Annotated in this window: 16 protein-coding genes and 1 pseudogene; 6 read left to right on the top strand and 11 right to left on the bottom strand. The window is 73.4% G+C overall.

Translation table 11 applies throughout. The features are described 5' to 3' along the window. Window positions 1-299: 299 nt before the first annotated feature. Window positions 300-941, bottom strand: a complete 642-nt coding sequence (locus FF36_RS12645; RefSeq protein WP_044885221.1) for a TetR/AcrR family transcriptional regulator — start codon at window positions 939-941, stop codon at window positions 300-302. 281 nt (window positions 942-1,222) lie between these two features. Between FF36_RS12645 and FF36_RS12640 the strand changes: the two genes are divergently transcribed. The 5 genes from FF36_RS12640 (at window position 1,223) to FF36_RS12620 (ending at window position 6,375) form a co-directional block, all read left to right on the top strand. Further along, complete coding sequence (locus FF36_RS12640; protein WP_044885220.1) at window positions 1,223-2,674, top strand: aldehyde dehydrogenase family protein; 1,452 nt, start codon at window positions 1,223-1,225, stop codon at window positions 2,672-2,674. 129 nt (window positions 2,675-2,803) lie between these two features. Further along, entirely contained in the window at window positions 2,804-3,622 is an 819-nt protein-coding gene (locus tag FF36_RS12635) for a mycofactocin-coupled SDR family oxidoreductase (RefSeq protein ID WP_044885219.1), read from the top strand. A 97-nt stretch (window positions 3,623-3,719) separates the two neighbouring features. Beyond that, the gene (locus tag FF36_RS12630) at window positions 3,720-4,952 is read left to right on the top strand and encodes a cytochrome P450 (RefSeq protein ID WP_044885218.1); all 1,233 of its coding nucleotides are present in this window, start codon (window positions 3,720-3,722) and stop codon (window positions 4,950-4,952) included. Next, on the top strand, window positions 4,949-5,143 hold the full coding sequence (locus tag FF36_RS12625; RefSeq protein ID WP_044885217.1) for a ferredoxin: 195 nt from the start codon (window positions 4,949-4,951) through the stop codon (window positions 5,141-5,143). Before FF36_RS12630 ends, FF36_RS12625 begins: the two co-directional genes overlap by 4 nt. 185 nt (window positions 5,144-5,328) lie before the next feature. After that, a complete protein-coding gene (locus tag FF36_RS12620) occupies window positions 5,329-6,375 on the top strand; it encodes a phosphotransferase family protein (RefSeq protein ID WP_242418310.1) in 1,047 nt (348 codons plus the stop codon). A gap of 117 nt (window positions 6,376-6,492) precedes the next feature. On the opposite strand, the gene FF36_RS12615 is transcribed toward FF36_RS12620, so the two are convergent. Further along, the gene (locus FF36_RS12615; RefSeq protein ID WP_044885215.1) at window positions 6,493-7,317 is read right to left on the bottom strand and encodes an SDR family NAD(P)-dependent oxidoreductase; all 825 of its coding nucleotides are present in this window, start codon (window positions 7,315-7,317) and stop codon (window positions 6,493-6,495) included. A gap of 353 nt (window positions 7,318-7,670) precedes the next feature. Between FF36_RS12615 and FF36_RS12610 the strand changes: the two genes are divergently transcribed. Next, a complete protein-coding gene (locus tag FF36_RS12610) occupies window positions 7,671-7,898 on the top strand; it encodes a hypothetical protein (protein WP_044885214.1) in 228 nt (75 codons plus the stop codon). Window positions 7,899-7,949: 51 nt separating this feature from the next. Here FF36_RS12610 and FF36_RS37815 read toward each other — a convergent pair. From FF36_RS37815 to FF36_RS12570, 9 genes and pseudogenes are all read right to left on the bottom strand, one after another. After that, window positions 7,950-8,783: pseudogene (locus FF36_RS37815) on the bottom strand (cobyric acid synthase); the annotation flags it as partial. Window position 8,784: 1 nt separating this feature from the next. After that, the coding region (locus FF36_RS37810) for a cobyric acid synthase (protein WP_242422463.1) at window positions 8,785-9,512 on the bottom strand (728 nt) is incomplete at its 3' end. Beyond that, complete coding sequence (locus FF36_RS12600) at window positions 9,509-10,597, bottom strand: cobalamin biosynthesis protein (protein ID WP_052681080.1); 1,089 nt, start codon at window positions 10,595-10,597, stop codon at window positions 9,509-9,511. The genes FF36_RS37810 and FF36_RS12600, both read right to left, overlap by 4 nt. Window positions 10,598-10,655: 58 nt before the next feature. Further along, window positions 10,656-13,712, bottom strand: coding sequence for a DEAD/DEAH box helicase (locus tag FF36_RS12595; protein WP_044885212.1), 3,057 nt, complete (start codon window positions 13,710-13,712; stop codon window positions 10,656-10,658). A gap of 80 nt (window positions 13,713-13,792) precedes the next feature. Then, window positions 13,793-14,797 (bottom strand): twin-arginine translocase subunit TatC, encoded by a 1,005-nt coding sequence (tatC, locus tag FF36_RS12590; protein ID WP_044885211.1) that lies wholly within the window; start codon window positions 14,795-14,797, stop codon window positions 13,793-13,795. 160 nt (window positions 14,798-14,957) lie between these two features. Then, entirely contained in the window at window positions 14,958-15,230 is a 273-nt protein-coding gene (gene tatA / locus FF36_RS12585; protein WP_044885210.1) for a Sec-independent protein translocase subunit TatA, read from the bottom strand. Between the two features lie 359 nt (window positions 15,231-15,589). Further along, the gene (locus FF36_RS12580) at window positions 15,590-15,805 is read right to left on the bottom strand and encodes a hypothetical protein (protein WP_044885257.1); all 216 of its coding nucleotides are present in this window, start codon (window positions 15,803-15,805) and stop codon (window positions 15,590-15,592) included. Window positions 15,806-15,815: 10 nt separating this feature from the next. Beyond that, entirely contained in the window at window positions 15,816-16,808 is a 993-nt protein-coding gene (locus FF36_RS12575) for a helix-turn-helix transcriptional regulator (protein ID WP_044885209.1), read from the bottom strand. A gap of 3 nt (window positions 16,809-16,811) precedes the next feature. Further along, window positions 16,812-17,909: a helix-turn-helix transcriptional regulator gene (locus tag FF36_RS12570; protein ID WP_236706107.1), complete on the bottom strand. Its 1,098-nt coding sequence runs from the start codon at window positions 17,907-17,909 to the stop codon at window positions 16,812-16,814. Window positions 17,910-17,973 lie beyond the last annotated feature (64 nt).

Raw genomic sequence — 17,973 nt, 5'->3', positions numbered from 1 at the left:
GGTACAGACGGGCGACGTGAACCGACCGGGGCATGGCTGTAATTCTACCCGAATACACGGCGATTCACCTCCCGACTAAAGGCGGAAGCCCTCTCGCCGAAGCCTGGTAGCGATCAGCGTCGAGACGGCCCGGTCGCGGTCGAGCTGGCCGGTCTTCGTCGGTGGAATCCCCGGGCGGCTCCCCAGGCGGCATCAGTCCGGTGCGTCTGATCCGCTGCCGGCTTCCACCAGCCATCCAAGATCATTTATGTTGCTCCCGTTTCGTCAACAACGTTGATTATCTTGTGTACGACGGGCCTTCACCGGACCGAGTCCGGCGGGGGCCGGCCGTGCTCCAGCAGCAGCGGGAGGAGGAGGTCGACGAGCTCGGTGCAGGCCGCGACGGTCTCCGCGTCGCTGGTGGTGTCCGTCTCGAGACCATGAGCCAGCGCCTTCAGGGTGATCGCGCCGTAGAGGCACTCGATGACACGGGCCCGGGTGATCGGGTTGATGGGTTCGCCGCGCTCGGCGGCCCGGGTGAGCACCACGCCTGCGGCTCGGCGATGGCGTTCGGCCACATCGATGGTGACCTGGGGGGCGGCGCGGCTGGCCACGGCCTCGACCGCGAGGCGCAGCGTCGCGAACCCCACGGGGTCGAGCAGGAATCGCAGCATGTTCGTACTCAGGGCGATCAGGTCGTCGCGCAGTGATCCGGTGTCGACGTCCTCGATCGCGCGGGACCGCGCCAGGACGCTGTCGACGAGGAGCGTGTCGCGGTCGGGCCAGCGCAGGTAGACCGTGGACTTGCCGACCCCGGCGCGCCGGGCGACGGCGTCGATGGTGAAGCCGGTCGCGCCGCGTTCGAGGTACTCGTCGATGGCGGCGTCGAGGATGCGCCGCTCGGCGTCGGCCTTGCGAGGCCGGCCGGGGGATCGTCGCGCGGCCGTCGCGCCGTCACCCATGGATCTCCTCTCCGCCGCGTCCGCGAGCTGATCCTCACCGTAGCGGCGAGCAGCGGGGCCTGCGGAGCCGAACTCCGCGCAAGGATTTACGGACGACTTTGTCCGATTCCTTGACACGTGACGACCACCACAGTTCACTAAGGTCACTCAGTCACCTCACTGTTCAGCCCCGAGCGGCGCACCTCCGAGCGGCCCGCCTCCCATCCGCCCGCCTCTGATCCGCCCGCCTCCGATCCGCCCATCCACTCCGTCGTGCGCGCGAGAACGTCCCGAGGAGCCCCATGCCAGACATCGACCGCACCCCACCGAGGGTCCATCTCCGCATCAACGGTGAGAAGCGTGCGTCCGGATCGGGCGGCACCTACGGTCACGTCAACCCGGCCACCGGCGAGGTCGACGCGCAGATTCCGTTGGCGGACAAAGACGAGATCGACCTCGCCGTCACCGCGGCGCACGAGGCGTTCCAGACCTGGAAGCGGACCCCGCCCGCCCAGCGCCGCGCCCTGCTCCACCGGCTCGCGGACCTGATCGAGGCCCACGCGGACGAGTTCGCCCGGCTCGGGGCGCTCGACAACGGCACGCCGCTGTCCGTCGGAGCGGCCTTCCCGGTGCTCTCGGCGGAGTGGACCCGTTACTACGCCGGCTGGGCCGACAAGATCCACGGCGACCTGACCGGCAACCCCGTCCAGGACTCCGAGCTCGGTTACACCCTCGCCCAGCCGTACGGCGTCATCGGGATCATCATCACCTGGAACGGCCCGCTCATCTCGCTGGCCATGAAGATCCCGGCCGCGGTCGCGGCCGGGAACACCGTGGTGGTCAAGCCCTCCGAGCTCACCCCGTTCAGCGGGGAACTGTTCATGGACCTCGTCGAGCAGGCCGGGTTCCCGCCCGGGGTCGTCAACGTCCTGCCCGGCACCGCCGAGGCGGGCGCCCAGCTCGTCTCCCACCCGCTGGTCCGGAAGGTCACCTTCACCGGTGGCCCGGCCACGGCGACCAGGATCCTCGAGGCGTGCGCGCCCAGCATGAAGCCCGCCGTCCTCGAACTCGGCGGCAAGTCCGCCAACATCGTCTTCGATGACGCCGACCTCGACGTGGCCTGCCAGCTCGGGACGACGTTCTCCCTGATCGCGCTCTCCGGCCAGGGCTGCGCCTTCGCGACCCGGATGATCGTCCACGAGGACGTGTACGACGAGGTCGTCGCGCGAGCGAAGCTGATCGCGCAGAACATCCCGGTCGGTGACCCGTTCGATCCCGCCGTGGCCTCCGGTCCGGTCGTCAACCAGGCGGCCGTCGAGCGGATCCTCGGGATGATCGAGCGGGCCTCCGAGCAGGGCGCGACCCTGCTGACCGGCGGGAGCCGGATCGACCGGGCCGGCTTCTACCTCCAGCCGACGGTCTTCACCGACGTCGACCCGGACTCCGAGCTCGCCCAGACCGAGGTCTTCGGACCGGTGCTGACGATCTTCCGGTTCCGGACCGAGCAGGAGGCGGTCGCCCTGGCCAACGGCACCCGGTACGCGCTGTCCTCCTACGTCCAGACCAGGGATCTGCAGCGGGCGCTGCGGGTCGCCGCCGAACTCGACGCCGGCGAGACGCTCATCAACGGCGCGACGAACCTCAAGGTCGGCCGGCCGTTCGGGGGGTTCGGGCTCTCCGGGGTCGGCAAGGAGGGCGGCCGCGAGGGAATCGAGGAGTTCCTCCGCATCCGCAGCGTCGGCATCGCCGTCTGACCGCACCGGCCGACCTCACCGGCACCGGCTTCTCGGCGGCCCTGGCCGCTCAGCGGCCCTGGCCGCTCAGCGGCCCTGGCCGCTCAGCGGCACCGGCTTCTCATCGGCTCGCGAGACAGGACAGGAACAATGACCGGAAAGCTCGAAGGGCGCGTCGCGTTCATCACCGGCGCCGCCCGTGGCCAGGGCCGCGCGCACGCCGTTCGCCTCGCCCGGGACGGCGTCGACATCATCGGCGTCGACATCTGTGCGGACATCCCGTCGATGAACTACCCGTGCGGCACCTGGGCCGAGCTTCAGCAGACCGCCGACCTGGTCGAGAAGGAAGGCCGCCGGGCGGTCATCGGCAAGGCCGACGTCCGTGACCAGCCTGCGCTTCGGGCCGTCTTCGACGAGGGATACGCCGCGTTCGGCCGGGTCGACATCATCCTGGCCAACGCCGGCATCCTGCGGGTCGGCGACAGCGTCGACCCGCAGCGCGAGTGGCAGGACACCATCGACATCCTGCTCACCGGCACGTTCAACACCGTCCAGGTGGCCCTGCCGCGGTTGCGGGCGGGTGGGCGCGGTGGCTCGATCGTCATCACCTCCTCGAGCGCGGGGCTGAAGGGCACCGCCAGCGAGGAGCCGAGTGCCCAGGCCTACACGGCGGCCAAGCGGGGCCTCGTCGGCTACATGCAGGTGCTGGCCACCCAGTACGCCGCCGAGATGATCAGGGTCAACACCATCCACCCGACCGGTGTCGTCTCGGGCATGACGATGAACGCCGCGATGCAGGCGGCGATGGCGAAGGCGGACAGCAACGTCTCCGCGATGCAGAACGCCCTGCCCATCCCCATTCTGCAGCCCGAGGACATCGCGGGCGCCGTCGCCTACCTGGTCTCCGACGAGGCGACGTTCATCACCGGGACCCAGTGGGCCCTCGACGCCGGCTTCACCGTCCGCTGACAGCCCGGGACAGCCGACAGCCCGGGACAGCCGACAGCCCGGGACAGCCGACGGCCCCGGACAGCCGACGGCCCGGGATAGCTGAGGAGAATCTGCGATGACAACGCCCACCACCGAGGTCACCGACCACCGACTCGTGGGAGTCGGCGCGGTCGGCGAAGCAGGCGACCGTTTCGACGCGCTGCGTGCCTTACACCGCGTCGTGCGGGTGACCGAACCCGCCCTGTCGTACTGGATGGTGCTGGACCACGATCTCGTCCGCGAATGCCTGCAGAATCCGGCGGTCTTCTCCAGCGAGGTCATCACCCCGCTCAGCCCGGACCCGCCGTTCGCAATGATTCCCATCCAGCTCGATCCGCCGGAGCACACGCAGTGGCGGCGGCTGCTGGCACAGTACTTCTCCCCGCGCACCATGGGGTTGCTGCGGCCGCGTCTGGAGGAGCGCACCGCCGAGCTCGTGGCGGCGATCCGCGCCAGGGGCGAATGCGACTACGTCGAGGATTTCGCGCTGGAGCTGCCGACGGTGGTCTTCCTCGAGCTCATGGGGCTGCCGATCGACGAGTTGCCGACCTTCCTGGAGTGGGAGAAGCAGGCGCTCGCCCCGACCGACGAAGGCGTCTTCGACCCGGACCGGCAGATCGGCGGGATCTTCTCGGTCGTCGGGTACTTCCAGGCCGAGATCGCTCGTCGGCGGGAGAGCGGCGAGCGGGGCGAGGGACTGCTCGGCGCGATGCTCGGCTGGGAGCTCGACGGCGCGCCGGCTCCCGACGACGCGCTGGTCAACTGCTGCCTGCTGCTCTTCCTCGCGGGGCTCGACACCGTGGCGATGAGCCTGTCCTTCGCGATGCACCACCTCGCCACGCATGAGGCCGACCGGCGTTATGTCGCCGGGCTGGCCGCCGCCGGCGAGCCGATCGACGGCGTCGTCGAGGAGCTGCTGCGGTTCTACGCCGTGCCCGAGATCGGCCGGAAGGTGACCCAGGACATCGAGGTCGGCGGCCAGCAGCTACGGGCCGGTGACCTCGTGCTCTTCCCGCTGGTCTCCGCGAACCGGGACGAGGCGCTCGTCGCCGGCGCGGACGCCCTCGACCTCACCTCGCGACAGCCCGCCCCGCACCTGGCGTTCGGCGCGGGCCCCCACCGGTGCCTGGGCTCACACCTCGCCCGGATCGAGATGACCGTCGCGCTCGCCGGCTGGCACCGCGTCATCCCGGACTACGCCCTGCGCGACGGCGCCACGCCCCGGGCGTACTGGGGCAATGTCCACGGCATCTTCTCCCTGCCCCTGGCGGGATTCGGATCCCGGCCCGGGCGAAAGGACGACCGATGAGAATCGTGGTCGACACCGGGCGCTGCTCGGGCCACGCCCGCTGCAACGCCACCGCCGACGATCTCTTCCCCCTCGACGACCTGGGCTACGTCGCCGTGACCGACCCGGAGGTTCCGGCGGGCCAGGAGAAGCGCGCCCGCGACGCCGTCGCCGCCTGCCCGGAGCGGGCGCTGAGCCTCGTCGACGAGTGAGTGCCCGCGGTCGTGCTGTACGTGATCGTGGGAGGTCGAACCGGCGGGCGCTGAAGTCGCGGGAGTCCCGCCGGGCGCCCGGCGGGCCGACCCGGCCGGCAGGCCCTCGACCGGGTGGGTCCCTGCACGCGTCAACGTCGTCGTCGAAGGTGTGGAAACCTGCATCTGTGACGGATGCGAACAAGGTGATCAATCTGGCGGCGCTGTCCGGCTGGCTGGACGAGCACGTCCCGAGCCTGGGCGACGGGCCGCTGGAGACGGCCCTGGTCTCGGGCGGGTCGACCAACCTGATCCTGAGCCTCGACCGGGGCGGCCGGAAGGCGATCTTCCGCAGCCCGCCGCTCGAGGGCAGCCCGCAGGGTGCGCGCACGATCCAGCGCGAGGCCACCGTCCTGCGCGCGCTGACCGGGACCGACGTCCCGAGCCCGGAGTTCCTCGGCTTCTGCGCGGATGACTCCCTGCTCGGGGTCAGCTTCTACGTCATGGAGCTGGTCGACGGCTGGGCGGCCACCATCACCGCCGAGAACGAGACGATCTGGCCGGCGGGTTTCGACGGCGGCCCCGACCAGCACTACATCTGCTGGGCGATGACCGACGGGCTGGTCGCGCTGGCCAACCTCGACTACGAGGCGGTCGGGCTGGGCGGCTTCGGCCGGCCCGAGGGATTCCTCGAGCGCCAGCCGGACCGGTGGCTGGGCCAGGTCGACGGCTACCGCCGGCGCTACCCGAAGTACGAGCCGCGCGACCTGCCCGGGCTACGGTACGTGGCGGACTGGCTGCGGGACAACGTCCCGGCGGGCTCGCGTCCCGCGCTCATCCACGCCGACTACGCGCCGAACAACGCGCTGTTCCACCACCGGCCGCCGGCCCGACTCGCCGCGATCATCGACTGGGAGACCGCGACCATCGGCGATCCCCTGCTCGACCTCGCCGCGTTCGCGAACAACCTCGTCACCGCCGAGGAGGACGACGGCGCCATGCGGTACTTCACGCCGGGGCGTTTCCCGCACCGCGACGACGTCATCGCCTACTACGGCGAGCAGACCGGCCGCGACGTCTCGACGATCGGCTACTACTCGGTCCTGTCCAAGTGGCGCGCGGCCTGCATGATCGAGTACAAGGTCGCCGAGTCGCTCCAGGGCCTGTCACCGAAGGCCAAGGGTGACCGCTTCGACGCGATCGTCCGCCGCCTGCTGCTCGACTCCGAGGCACTCGCCCGCTCCCTGACCTGACGGCCGAGCCCCAGTGCGGGCAGGCCACCCCATGAGCCGAACCAGGCCCGCTGGTTGTGCCGTGGCCGCGGGCCGACGGGAGCCAGGTCTGCCCCTCCGGCACGCAGGCAGCAGTGGTCAGGATCGGGTGGATGCGACGAGCAGCTCGTCGGTGGCCTGGCGGAGATGGCGGCGGGCAGCGGGGTCGTAGGCCTGGGCGAGAGCGCGGGCCTCACGTTGGCCGCCGAAGTAGCGGCCGGTGCCCGAGGTGGCTGCGGGGCCGGTGATCAGGTTCAGGGTGGCGTCGCCGCCCTCGGTGACGGTGCTGCTCACGGGGGAGCCGGCCTGGCGGACCATCGTGGTGTCCATGAAGGTCGCGGGGTGCAGGGCGTCGACGGTGACGCCGGTGCCGGCCAGCTGTTCGGCCAGGTCGAACGTTCCCATGATTTGGGCGATCTTGCTGCGGCGGTAGGCGCGAATGCCGCAGTAGTCCCGAGTGGTAAGCAGGTCGGCGAAGTCGAGGGGTTCCTGCCCGGCGGAGGCGACGTTGACGATCCTCGCCGGGGCGGAGCGGGTCAGCAGCGGCAGCAGCAGGCGGGTCAGCCGGTAGCCGGCCAGGTAGTTGACGGCGAAGCGCAGCTCGATGCCGTCGGCACTGGTCTCGCGGACGGCGCCCGGCGTGCCGAACCCGACCCCGGCGTTGTTGACCAGCACGTCGAGCCGGTCGGTGTGCCGTTCGACGGCGGCGGCGAGGCCGTCGACCTCGCCCAGATCCGCGAGGTCGGCGAGCAGCACCTCGGGCCGCGGCCCGCCGGCCGCGCGGATGCGGCCGGCCACCCGCTCGGCGCGGTCGGCGTCGCGGCCGTGCACCAGCACCCGCCAGCCCGCGCCGCCCAGCCGTTCGGCCAGGTGGGCGCCCAGCCCGTCGGTCGCCCCGGTGATGAGGACCGTGCCCTCGTCCACGTGCGTTCTCCTCTCGCCTGTCCTGGCAGGGACCGTGCCCGACAGCGGGGCCGTTCCTGTCGAAGCGGCCCTGCTCCTCAACCGGCCATGCTCCTCAACCGGGTAGGAACCCGTCGACCGCGGCGGCTCTTCCCGTGACGGCTCTTCCCGCGACGGATCCGAGCGGTTGGATGAGACGGGTAGGAACGTTCGGTACGGGCATAGGCACCTTCAGCGACCGCGGCGCGCCACCGGCTCGCGGCGGCGCGGGATCGCGGCCGCCGGTCCCCCGATGCCATGCCCGTAGCGGAGTCGGGGCTGGACCGCATCACGATGCTCAGAGGGCACGACGCCCAGAGGAGAGGTCGCCCATCATGACCACGACCGTGGAGCACGGGAACATCACCGGGACGAAGGACGCCCAGTACGACCTGCTGTGGTTCACCGAGATCTGCCTGAACAACGCGCTGCGGCTGGAGACCTACGCCGCCGACGCCGAGCGCGACGGGGACCGGGAGCTGCACGACCTGTTCCGCCGGGCGCAGACCGAGAGCCGCAAGGGCGCCGAGCAGGGCAAGCAGCTCCTGCGCAACCGGTTGTAGACCACCGGCGGCGTCACGGGGCGTCGGCGACGTCACGGGACGTCGGCGGCGTCACGGCGCGCCGGGCGGGACGAAGGGCAGGCCGGGCGGGGCTCCCCCGTCGAGCAGGCGGCGCAGTGCGGCGGTGTCGAGATGGTCGGCGACCAGATCGCCGAGGACGTCGAGGCGGCGGCTGCGCACGTCGGCGAAGCGGGTGCGGGCCGCAACGAACGCCCGCCCGGCCGCACCGGCGACGTCAGCGAGGTAGGCGCGGCGGAACTCGTCGTTCTCCAGCAGGCCGTGCCAGCTCGTACCGGCGACCGCGCCGACCCGCACGCCGTCGGCGGCGAACGGCTCGGCCCGGGGATGGCCGGCGACGGTGAGCCGGCCGTGGCGGATCTCGTAGCCGGTCACCGGCCGGCCGTCCGCGTCGGTCGCCGCGCGGCGGCCGAGCAGCTTCGACGCCTCGAAGGTGGTCGTCACCGGCAGCAGGCCGAGGCCGGCGACCTCCCCCGCACCCGACTCGACGTCGTCGTGGATGCGCCGGCCCAGCATCTGGTAGCCGCCGCAGATGCCCAGCACAGGCCGGCCGGCGGCGGCGCGGGCGGCGACGGCGTCGGCGAGGCCGCGGCGGCGCAGCCAGCGCAGGTCCTCCACCGTCGAGCGGGTGCCGGGCAGCACCACCAGGTCGGCGTCGGCCAGCTCAGCCGGACCGGTGACCAGCCGCACCACGACGCCGGGCTCGGCGCGCAGCGCGTCGAGGTCGGTGACGTTCGACAGCCGGGGCAGCCGGACCACGGCCACCCGCAGGCTCTCCCGCCGCACACCCTCCCCCGCCGATCCATCCTCCCCCGCTGGCTCGGCGTCGGGGTCGGCGTCGGCGTCGGCGTCGGCGTCGGCGTCGGGNTAGGAGGCCAGGTCGAGGGAGTCCTCGACGTCGAGCCAGAGCCCGGAGCGGAACGGGACGACGCCGTGCACGGGCCGGCCGGTCAGCGCCTCGATCTGGCGCAGCCCGGGTTCGAGCAGCCGGGCGTCGCCGCGGAACCGGTTGATCACCCAGCCGGCGACGAGAGCCTGATCGGCGCGGTCGAGCAGCGCCAGCGTGCCGAACAGGGCGGCGAAGACCCCGCCCTTGTCGATGTCGCCGACGACGATCACCGGCAGGTTCGCGGCGCGGGCCAGGCCCATGTTCGCGATGTCGGTGGACCGCAGGTTGATCTCCGCCGGCGATCCGGCGCCCTCGCAGATCACCGCGTCGAACCGGCCGCGCAGGTCGTCGAGGCAGTCCAGGACGATCTTCGCCAGCCGTTCCTTGTACGGGCGGTAGCCGAGCGCGTCGACCTCGGCGACGGGGCGGCCCAGCACGATGAGCTGACTGTGGCGGTCGCCGCCCGGCTTGAGCAGCACCGGGTTCATCGCCGCCTCCGGCTCCACCCCGGCCGCCGCGGCCTGCATCGCCTGCGCCCGGCCGATCTCCGCGCCGTCCGCGGTGACGGTGGAGTTCAGCGCCATGTTCTGTGCCTTGAACGGCGCGACGCGCACGCCCTCCCGGGCCAGCCACCGGCAGATGCCGGCGGTCAGCACGCTCTTGCCGGCGTCCGACGCCGTCCCGGCGACCAGCAGTCCCCCGCTCACCGACGTGGCCCCCCTTCGACCCCGACGCGGCGCACCCGGCGCAGGCCGCTGGCCAGCAGCGCGCCCGCCGCGCCGCCGACCAGCGCCGTCACCGCGAGGCACAGCACGCTGACCGCGCCGGACAGCCGGGCGGCGGCGGCGACGTCGGCGCCCCGCGGCGGGCGGCCGAACCCCAGCTCGGGCCGATGCTCGACCCGGTACGGGTAACGCAGCTCCCCGCCGAGGCGCAGGCCCAGCGCCCCGGCGAACGCGGCCTCGGCCATCCCGGCGTTCGGGCTGGGATGCGATCGGCCGTCGCGGCGCATCACCCAGAACGCATCGGCGGCGCTGCCCCCGACAACCGGCGCGCACACGCAGGCCGCCAGCGCGCACAGCCGGGCCGGCAGCAGGTTCACCAGGTCGTCGAGGCGGGCCGCCGCCCAGCCGAACCGTTCGTAGCGGTCGCTGTGATGGCCGATCATCGCGTCGAGGGTGTTCACCACCCGGTAGCCGACCAGCCCCGGCAACCCGGCTACCGTCCCCCACCACAGCGGCGCGACCACGGCGTCGCAGGTGTTCTCGGCGATCGACTCGATGGCGCCGCGAGCGATCCCGGCCTCGTCGAGCAGCGACGGATCCCGTCCGCACAACGTCGGCAGCCGCGCCCGGGCGGCGGCCAGGTCGCCGGCGAGCAGCTCGGCACCGAGCCGACGGCCCTGCCGGCGCAACGACGCCCCGCCGAGCACCACCCAGGTCCCCGCGGCGGTCATCGCGACCGCTGCGCTGCCACGCTCCCAACGGCCAACACGCTCCCCGCCGCCGGACCGGTCCTCCACGGTGGACCGCGCCGGCACCGCCCGGGGACGTCCCCACGCGTGCTCGACCGCGGCGGCCGGAACGGCGACGGCGGCCAGCAGCAGGGCGGTGTGCAGCACGCCGGCGGCGCGGCCGTCCCGGTAGTCCAGCCGTTCCAGCCGGACGGCGGCCCGCCCGAAGCCGGCGACCGGGTGCAGCCGCGTCGGATCGGCGAGCAGCGCGTCGAGGGCCGCGCCGAGCACCAGCCCACCGGCGCGCGCCGCCGCGCGCCGCCCTGCCGTACCACCCACCGACACCGCCCCGGACACCGACACCGCCCCGGACACCGGCACCGGCACCGGCACCGGCTCAGACACTGGTCGCGTAGGCGACGACGCCGCGGCGCAGCGCGTCCATCGCAGAGCGGGCGGTGCGGCGCACCCGGGAGTCGTCGGGGGCCACCTTGGCGATCTGGTCGAGCAGGTCGAGCAGTTGGCGCATCCACCGGACGAAGTCGCCGGCGGTCAGCTCCAGCCCGCTGTCGGTGAGGACCCGTTCCAGCGGCCGGCCCACCGCCCAGTCGTGGGCGGCGGGGACGAAGCCGAGCTCGGGCGGGCGCAGGAACGCCAGGCGGTGGCCCTGCTCGGTCGCGGCGAGCCGGAACGCCAGGCGGCCCATCTCGTCCAGGCAGTCGCGTAGCGCCGCGCCGCCGGGCAGCGCCGGGACGCCCACGTCGTCGCCGCGCGGCTCGAAGACCAGGCTGGACACGGCGGCGGCGAGCGCCGGCGCGGTCAGGTCCTCCCAGATGCCGGCGCGCAGGCACTCGGAGACGAGCAGGTCCTGCTCGGAGTAGATGCGCGCCAGCACCCGGCCGGCGTCGGTGACCGTGTCGCCGTCGAGGTAGCCGAGCTCCGTCAGCGCCGCGCGGACCCGGTCGAACGTCTTCGCGACCGTGTTCGTGCGGCCCTCGACCTTTCGCGAGATCGCCGCGGTCTCCTTGGCGAGCCGGTTGACCTGCTCGGCCGAGCGTAGATGCTCCTCGCGGCGCGGGCAGTCGTGCACCGGGTGGGCGCGCAGGGCCCGGCGCAGCCGGGCGAGCTCGGCGTCGTCCGCGGCCGCGGAGCGCGCCTTGGCCCGCCGGCTGGGCGGACCGTCGGGGTCGACGTCCGCGGCCCGCAGCGAGGAGGCCAGATCCCGGCGGGACTGCGGCGAGCGCGGGTTGAACGACCGCGGCACCCGGACCCGTCCGAGCGGCTCCACCGCGACCGGGAAGTCGACCAGCGACAGCCGCCGCACCTGCTTGTCCGCGGTCAGCACGACGGGCCGGGGCCCCTCGGCGCCGACCGCGCCCGCATCGGCGTCGAGGACGACGGCGAGCCCGCTGCGCCGCCCGGCGGGCACCCGCACGATGTCACCGGTGCGCAGCCGACCCAGCGCCGCCGCCGACTCGGCGCGTCGGCGCGCCGAACCCTCCCGGGACAGCGCCGCCTCCCGCTCGCGGATGTCGCGGCGGATCCGGTCGTACTCGGCGGCGTCCCCGCGGTCACAGCTCACCTGCGCGCGCATCTCGTCGATCGCCTCGGTGTTGCGCGCCACCACCCGCGCCAGACCCACCACGTCCCGGTCGGCCTGGAACTGCGCGAACGACGATTCGAGGACGGTGCGGGCCCGATCGGCGCCGAGCCGGCCGACGAGGTTGACCGCCATGTTGTAGGAGGGGCGGAACGACGAGCGCAGCGGATAGGTGCGGGTGGACGCGAGCCCGGCCAGCGCCAGCGGGTCCAGCCCCGGCTGCCACAGCACGACGGCGTGGCCCTCGACGTCGATGCCGCGGCGACCGGCGCGGCCGGTGAGCTGCGTGTACTCCCCCGGGGTGATGTCGACGCGGCTCTCGCCGTTGAACTTCGTCAGCCGTTCCAGGACGACGGTGCGCGCCGGCATGTTGATGCCGAGCGCCAGGGTCTCGGTGGCGAACACGACCCGGACCAGCCCCTGGACGAACAGCTCCTCGACGATCTCCTTGAACGTGGGCAGCATCCCGGCGTGGTGGGAGGCGATGCCCCGCTCCAGGCCCTCCAGCCAGGCCCAGTAGCCGAGGACGCCGAGATCGGAGTCGGGGATCCCGACGGTGCGCTCGCGGACGATCGTCCGGATGCGCTGCTGCTCGGCCGGCCCGACCAGGCGCAGCCCGGAACGCACGCAGGAGGTGACCGCGTCGTCGCAGCCGGCCCGGCTGAACACGAACACGATCGCGGGCAGCAGGCCGTCCCGGTCGAGGCGTTCGACGACCTCCGGCCGGCCCGGCACCCACATCCGCCGACGCGGGCCGCCGGGGCCGCCGGGGCCGCCGCGGCCCCGGCCGTAGCCGCCGGGCATCGCCCGGTTCTCCTCCCGGGCGAGCCGGACCAGGTCCGGGTTGACCACCCGGCCGCCCACCTTGGCCGTCGCGCCGCGGGCCGGGCCGTCGCCGCCGACGCGTGCCGCGGGCACCGTCTGCGACGGGGCCCGAGTGCCGTCGGCAGCGCGCCCCCGCCCGTCGCGGCGCCGGCCGCGTTCCCCACCGCGGCCCCGGTCCCCGGACCGCCCGCCCGCGCCGGCCGGAACCGCGGGGACGGACCCGGAAGCGGGCGGGACCGTGCGGGCAGACCCGGCGGCGGGCGGGACCGTGCGGGCGGACCCGGCGGCGGGCGGGGCCCCCCAGCCGGGCCGGGCGAGCTCCTCCTCGGACACCGCCCGGGCGAGTGCCGCCCCGGCGGACGGCGCCGGCGCGCCGGAACCGTCCTCGAGGAACAGGTCGTGCAGGGTGCGGTCGGCGAGGACGTGCTGCCACAGCGGCACGGGCCGGTGGTCGCTGACGATGACGCGGGTGTGCCCGCGGACGGTGACGAGCCACTCGCCGAACTCCTCGGCGTTGCTCACCGTCGCCGACAGCGACACCAGCCGGACGTGCGCCGGCAGGTGGATGATGACCTCCTCCCAGACGGCGCCCCGCTGGCGGTCGGCGAGGTAGTGCACCTCGTCCATGACCACGTAGGCGAGGGTGTCGAGGCCGCCGCCGCCGACCGGGCCGGCGTAGAGCATGTTGCGCAGCACCTCGGTCGTCATGACGACGACCGGCGCGGAGCCGTTGCGAGAGGTGTCGCCGGTCAGCAGGCCGACCTTGTCGGCGCCGTAACGGGCGACAAGATCGGTGTACTTCTGGTTGGACAACGCCTTGATCGGCGTCGTGTAGAAGCAGCGCGTTCCCGTGCTCAGGGCGAGGTGGGCGGCGAACTCGCCGACGACCGTCTTGCCCGCTCCCGTGGGCGCCGCGACCAGGACCCCTTCACCGGCCGCCAGCGCCGAGAGCGCCTCGAGCTGGAACGGGTCGAACCCGAAGGGGAGGCTGGCAGCGAACTCCACGAGAGCCTCAGGCGTGGAGGACACAGTGCCACCCTACGGGACGCGGCGCCCCCGCACCGACCGCCACGGCAGGTGGGAGCGGGGCACGTCAGGTGATGTCGAGGTCAGGTGATGTCGAGGTGCGACGGATCGCCGCCGGGGGCCGCGGAGCCGGTCCCCGCGCCGACCGGCGACGCCGGGGTCGCCTCGGCCGGCCGGGCGGCGCCGGGCGCGCGGGGCGGGGCGTCGTCGTAGTCCAGCGGCGAGGTCTCGTCGTCGCCGAGGTCGGCGTACGGGGAGTCGTCGCCGCGGCGGGCCTTGCGCCGATCGTTGATCCAGCCGACGATCAGCGCGACCTCGTAGAGGATCACCATCGGCAGACCCAGCGCCAGCATGGTGAACGGATCCTGGCTGGGCGTGACGACGGCGGCGAAGACGAACACGAGGAAGATCTCGGCGCGCCGCCAGGACCGCAGCCGGGCGGTGGTGACGACACCGGCCAGGTTCAGCATGGTGACGAGCAGCGGAATCTCGAACGACAGCCCGAAGATCAACAGCATCGCCTGGACATAGCTGAGGTACCTGTTGCCGTCGAGGACGCTGACCAGGCCGTTGCCGCCGAACCCGAGCAGCAGGCTCAGCCCCGTGGACAGGGTCAGGTAGGCGAAGACGGCGCCGGTGGCGAACAGGATCAGCGAGATCCCGACGAACGTGAGCGACCAGCGCCGCTCGTGCCGGTGCAGACCAGGGGTGATGAACGACCAGAGCTGGTAGAGCCACACCGGGGAGGACACCACCGCCGCGGCGATCATCGAGATCTTCAGCCGGATGGTGAACGCGTCGAGGATGCCGAAGAAGTACAGCGTGCAGTTGGTCGACGCCGCGCCGTCGGGGCTGAAACGCTTACTGGCCGGCAGGTCGCAGTAGGGCGCCTTGAGCCAGTTGAAGATGTGCGGTTCGAAGATGAAGCACACGACCGCGGCGATCGCGAACCCCAGGAGCGCGATCGCGATCCGGTTCCGCAACTCACGAAGGTGTTCCGTGAGGGGCATCCGGCTGTCCTCGACCGTGCGGGTCCGCCGCTGGTGCACCGAGGCGAAGAGCCTGCGCGGCGTGGGGATCCCTGGCACGTCGGCGTCTCCTGGTCAAGGGGGCAGGGTCGAGGGTCAGGCAGCCTCGAGGGTCAGGCAGCGTCAGGGGGTCGAGGGGTCAGGTCGAGGCCGCGAGGGACCGCCGACGGCGACCGGCATCCACCGGCCGGACGCTGCGGCGCCCGGCCGGGACGTGGGGTCAGCGCCGGTCCGCCGCCGGGGCGGAGCCGTTCACGGACGCGCTGGACTGGGCCGCCTGGGCGGGGGCCGCAGCCGGGGCCTCGATCGGCAGCGGGGCCGGCTGAGCGGCCGGGGCCGGGTGCTCGTCGTCGCGCAGGCCCTTGGTTTCGGCCTTGAAGATGCGCAGCGAGCGGCCGAAGGAACGCGCCGCGTCGGGGAGCTTCTTCGATCCGAACAGCACCAGCACGACGAGGGCGATGATGATGATCTCGGTGGTGCCCAGGTTTGGCATGGTCTGCGTCCTCCGATGAGCGGTACCGGCCCGGTCCCACGACCGGTGCGATCGATGCTACGTCCGCCAGCCTAGGAGGCGATAGAAGGCATACGGGTATCTCGGAGATGACGGCTGCGCAACGAAGCGGGTCTGCCGGACGAATTGTAGCTGTTCCGGAACGCTTCGCACGCGAGAATCCACACCACCACCGCCCGATGTTTCCCACAGTCATCACGAAAGCGCGCCGCGTCGACCACAATGTGACCCTGCGTTACGAAACCGAATCCCCCGATCGCTCCTCGCGGATCACGATGGATCACGATGGGACCACACCCGAGCTGCCCGCTCGCGCCCCGCATCCGGCCCGGTCGGGCCGATCAGGAGGTGCGCTCGGCGAGCCGGGCCGTGACCTCGGCATGGTTCAGCCGGGCGGAGAGCTCCGCGGTGTCGGCGGCAAGACCGGACACCCGCGTCGACAGCTCGCCGAGAGCCCGGCGCACGCCGCGCACCTTCTGCCACACCCGCCAGGCGCACAGGGCGAGCAGGACGAGCCCGCCGAGGATGAGCACGAGGTAGACGAGCGTCCAGAGCATGCCGGTCACCCTACCGTTCGCCGCCGGCGCCGCCGGCGGGGGCGTCGAGCCCGTAGGCGGCCAGCGCCCGACGCGCCAGGGCGTGCACCTGGGCGGCGAGCCCCGGCGGTTCGACGACCCGCACGTCGGCGCCGAGGCCGAGCACGAGCCGGTGCAGCCAGGACGTCTCCCGCGCGTGGAGGGTGACCTCCAGGCGACCGCCGGGCAGCTCCCGCACCCCCGTGACCGGGTAGTAGTCGGCGACCCAGCGGGCCGGCGAGGCGAGTTCGAGGACGACCCGGACGTCGGCCGGGCCGGGACGGTAGATCCCCTCGCTGGTGTCGCGGGACACCGCGCCCGGCGGCGGGGCGGCCGGAACGTCGAGCACCTCGACCCCGCCCGGCCCGTCGATGCGGTCCAGCCGGAACAACCGCACCGCCTCCGCCCGGTGGCACCAGCCCTCCAGGTACCAGTGGCCCTCCCGGACCAGCACCCGCATCGGGTCCACGTCACGCTCGGTCAACTCGTCGCGGGACCATACGAGGTAGCGCAGGTGCACCCGGCGACGTTGCCGTACCGCCCGCTGCACCGCGGCGAGCACCTCGGCGTGGGTGTCGAGGCTGACGCGCACCTGGCCGGCGACGCTGCCCGCCGCACCGACCGCCTTCTCCAACTTCTCCAGCGCCCGATCGAGGGCCTCCCGGCCGGCGAGCCCCGGCACATCGGCGAGCGCGCGGGCGGCGACGACCAACGCCGTGGCCTCGTCCACGGACAGGCGCAACGGCCGGTCAAGCGTCTGCGGATCGGCGACGGTGATCCGGTCGCCGGAGTAGCTCAGGTCGATGAGGTCGCCCGGCGCCCCGCCGGGCAGTCCGCACACGAACAGCAGGTCCAGGTCATCGCGTAGCTGCCGCGGCGTGATGCCGAAGGCCTCCGCGGCGGCCGGCAGCGGGATGCCGGGATGCGCCCGCAGCCAGGGGACGAGGGCGAGCAGCCGGCTCAACCGGTCGGTCGCGGCGCTCATCGCTCATCGCCCGCCGGGAACCGCGGCGGCCTCGCGCGCGCCGGCGGTGCCCGCGGCCGCCGCCCGCAGCCGGGCGACCACGGCGGCGCGCAGCTCCGGCGGCCCCAGCACGATCACGTCCGGCCCCGACCCGACGATCCAGCGGGCAAAGCGCTCGGTGTCGGCGAACTCCCGCTCCACCAGGTCCATGTCCGCCGGCACGACCGGCCGCCGCCCCGCCTCGGCCGGCCGACATCCCACCTCGGCCGGCGGGCCGGTGAGCAGGTCCGGCGGCAGCTCGGTCGGCGGGCAGGCGGCGTGGACGGGGCGGGCGCCGCGGCGCAGCGCGTGGCCGGTGCCGCGGCGCACGGCGAGCGTCGCGGTGCGCACCCGGTCCGGCGGGGCCTGGGTGGAGACCATGGCGTGCAGGTCGACGTCCGGCGGGACGCGCACGGCCCCGCCGGGTCCGACCGGCCGCACGGGCCCGGCGAACCGGGACAGCCGGAACACCCGCGGGGCGCCGCGGGTGACGTCGTGGCCCGCCAGGTACCAGCGGCCCCGCCAGGACAGCACGCCCCACGGCTCGACGTGCCGCTCGGCGACGTCGGTCTCGCCGACCTTGCGGTAGGGAAAGCGGATCGCCCGGCCGGCCTGCACCGCGGCGAGGCACGGTTCGAACGCGGGATCCGTCGCGTCGACCCGCGGCTCGAAGCCGTCCAGAGTGTCGAGGCCGGCGAGAGTGTCGAGGCCGGTAAGGGGGTCGAGGCCGCCGTCGCCGACCGCGGCGCTGCCGGCGGCCAGCTTGCGCAGGGCGCTCGCCGCCGGCCCGGCCAGCGCCGTCGTCGACCACAGCGACCCGGCCAGCGCCAGCGCGGCGGCCTCGTCCGGCGCCAGGGCGATGTCGGGCAGGGCGTAGTCGCCGCGGCGGATCCGGTAGCCGACCTCGTCGCTGAACGCCGAGTCCGCCCCGGTCTCCAACGGGATGCCGATCTCGCGCAGGTAGGCCTTGTCGCGCTCGAACATCCGCCGGAAGGCCTCCTGCTCCTCCCCGGTGACGCCGGGCTCGTAGCCCTCCACCAGCTCACCGAGCTGGGACACGGTGAGAAAGCGCGATGTCGCCATCAGGCACATCGTCAGGTTCAGCAGGCGCTCCACCCGTCGCCGGGACACATCGTCACACGGTAGT

The organism is Frankia torreyi (genome assembly GCF_000948395.1).
Classification (GTDB): Bacteria; Actinomycetota; Actinomycetes; order Frankiales; family Frankiaceae; genus Frankia; species Frankia torreyi.
This window is presented reverse-complemented; position numbering and strand designations above follow the sequence as displayed.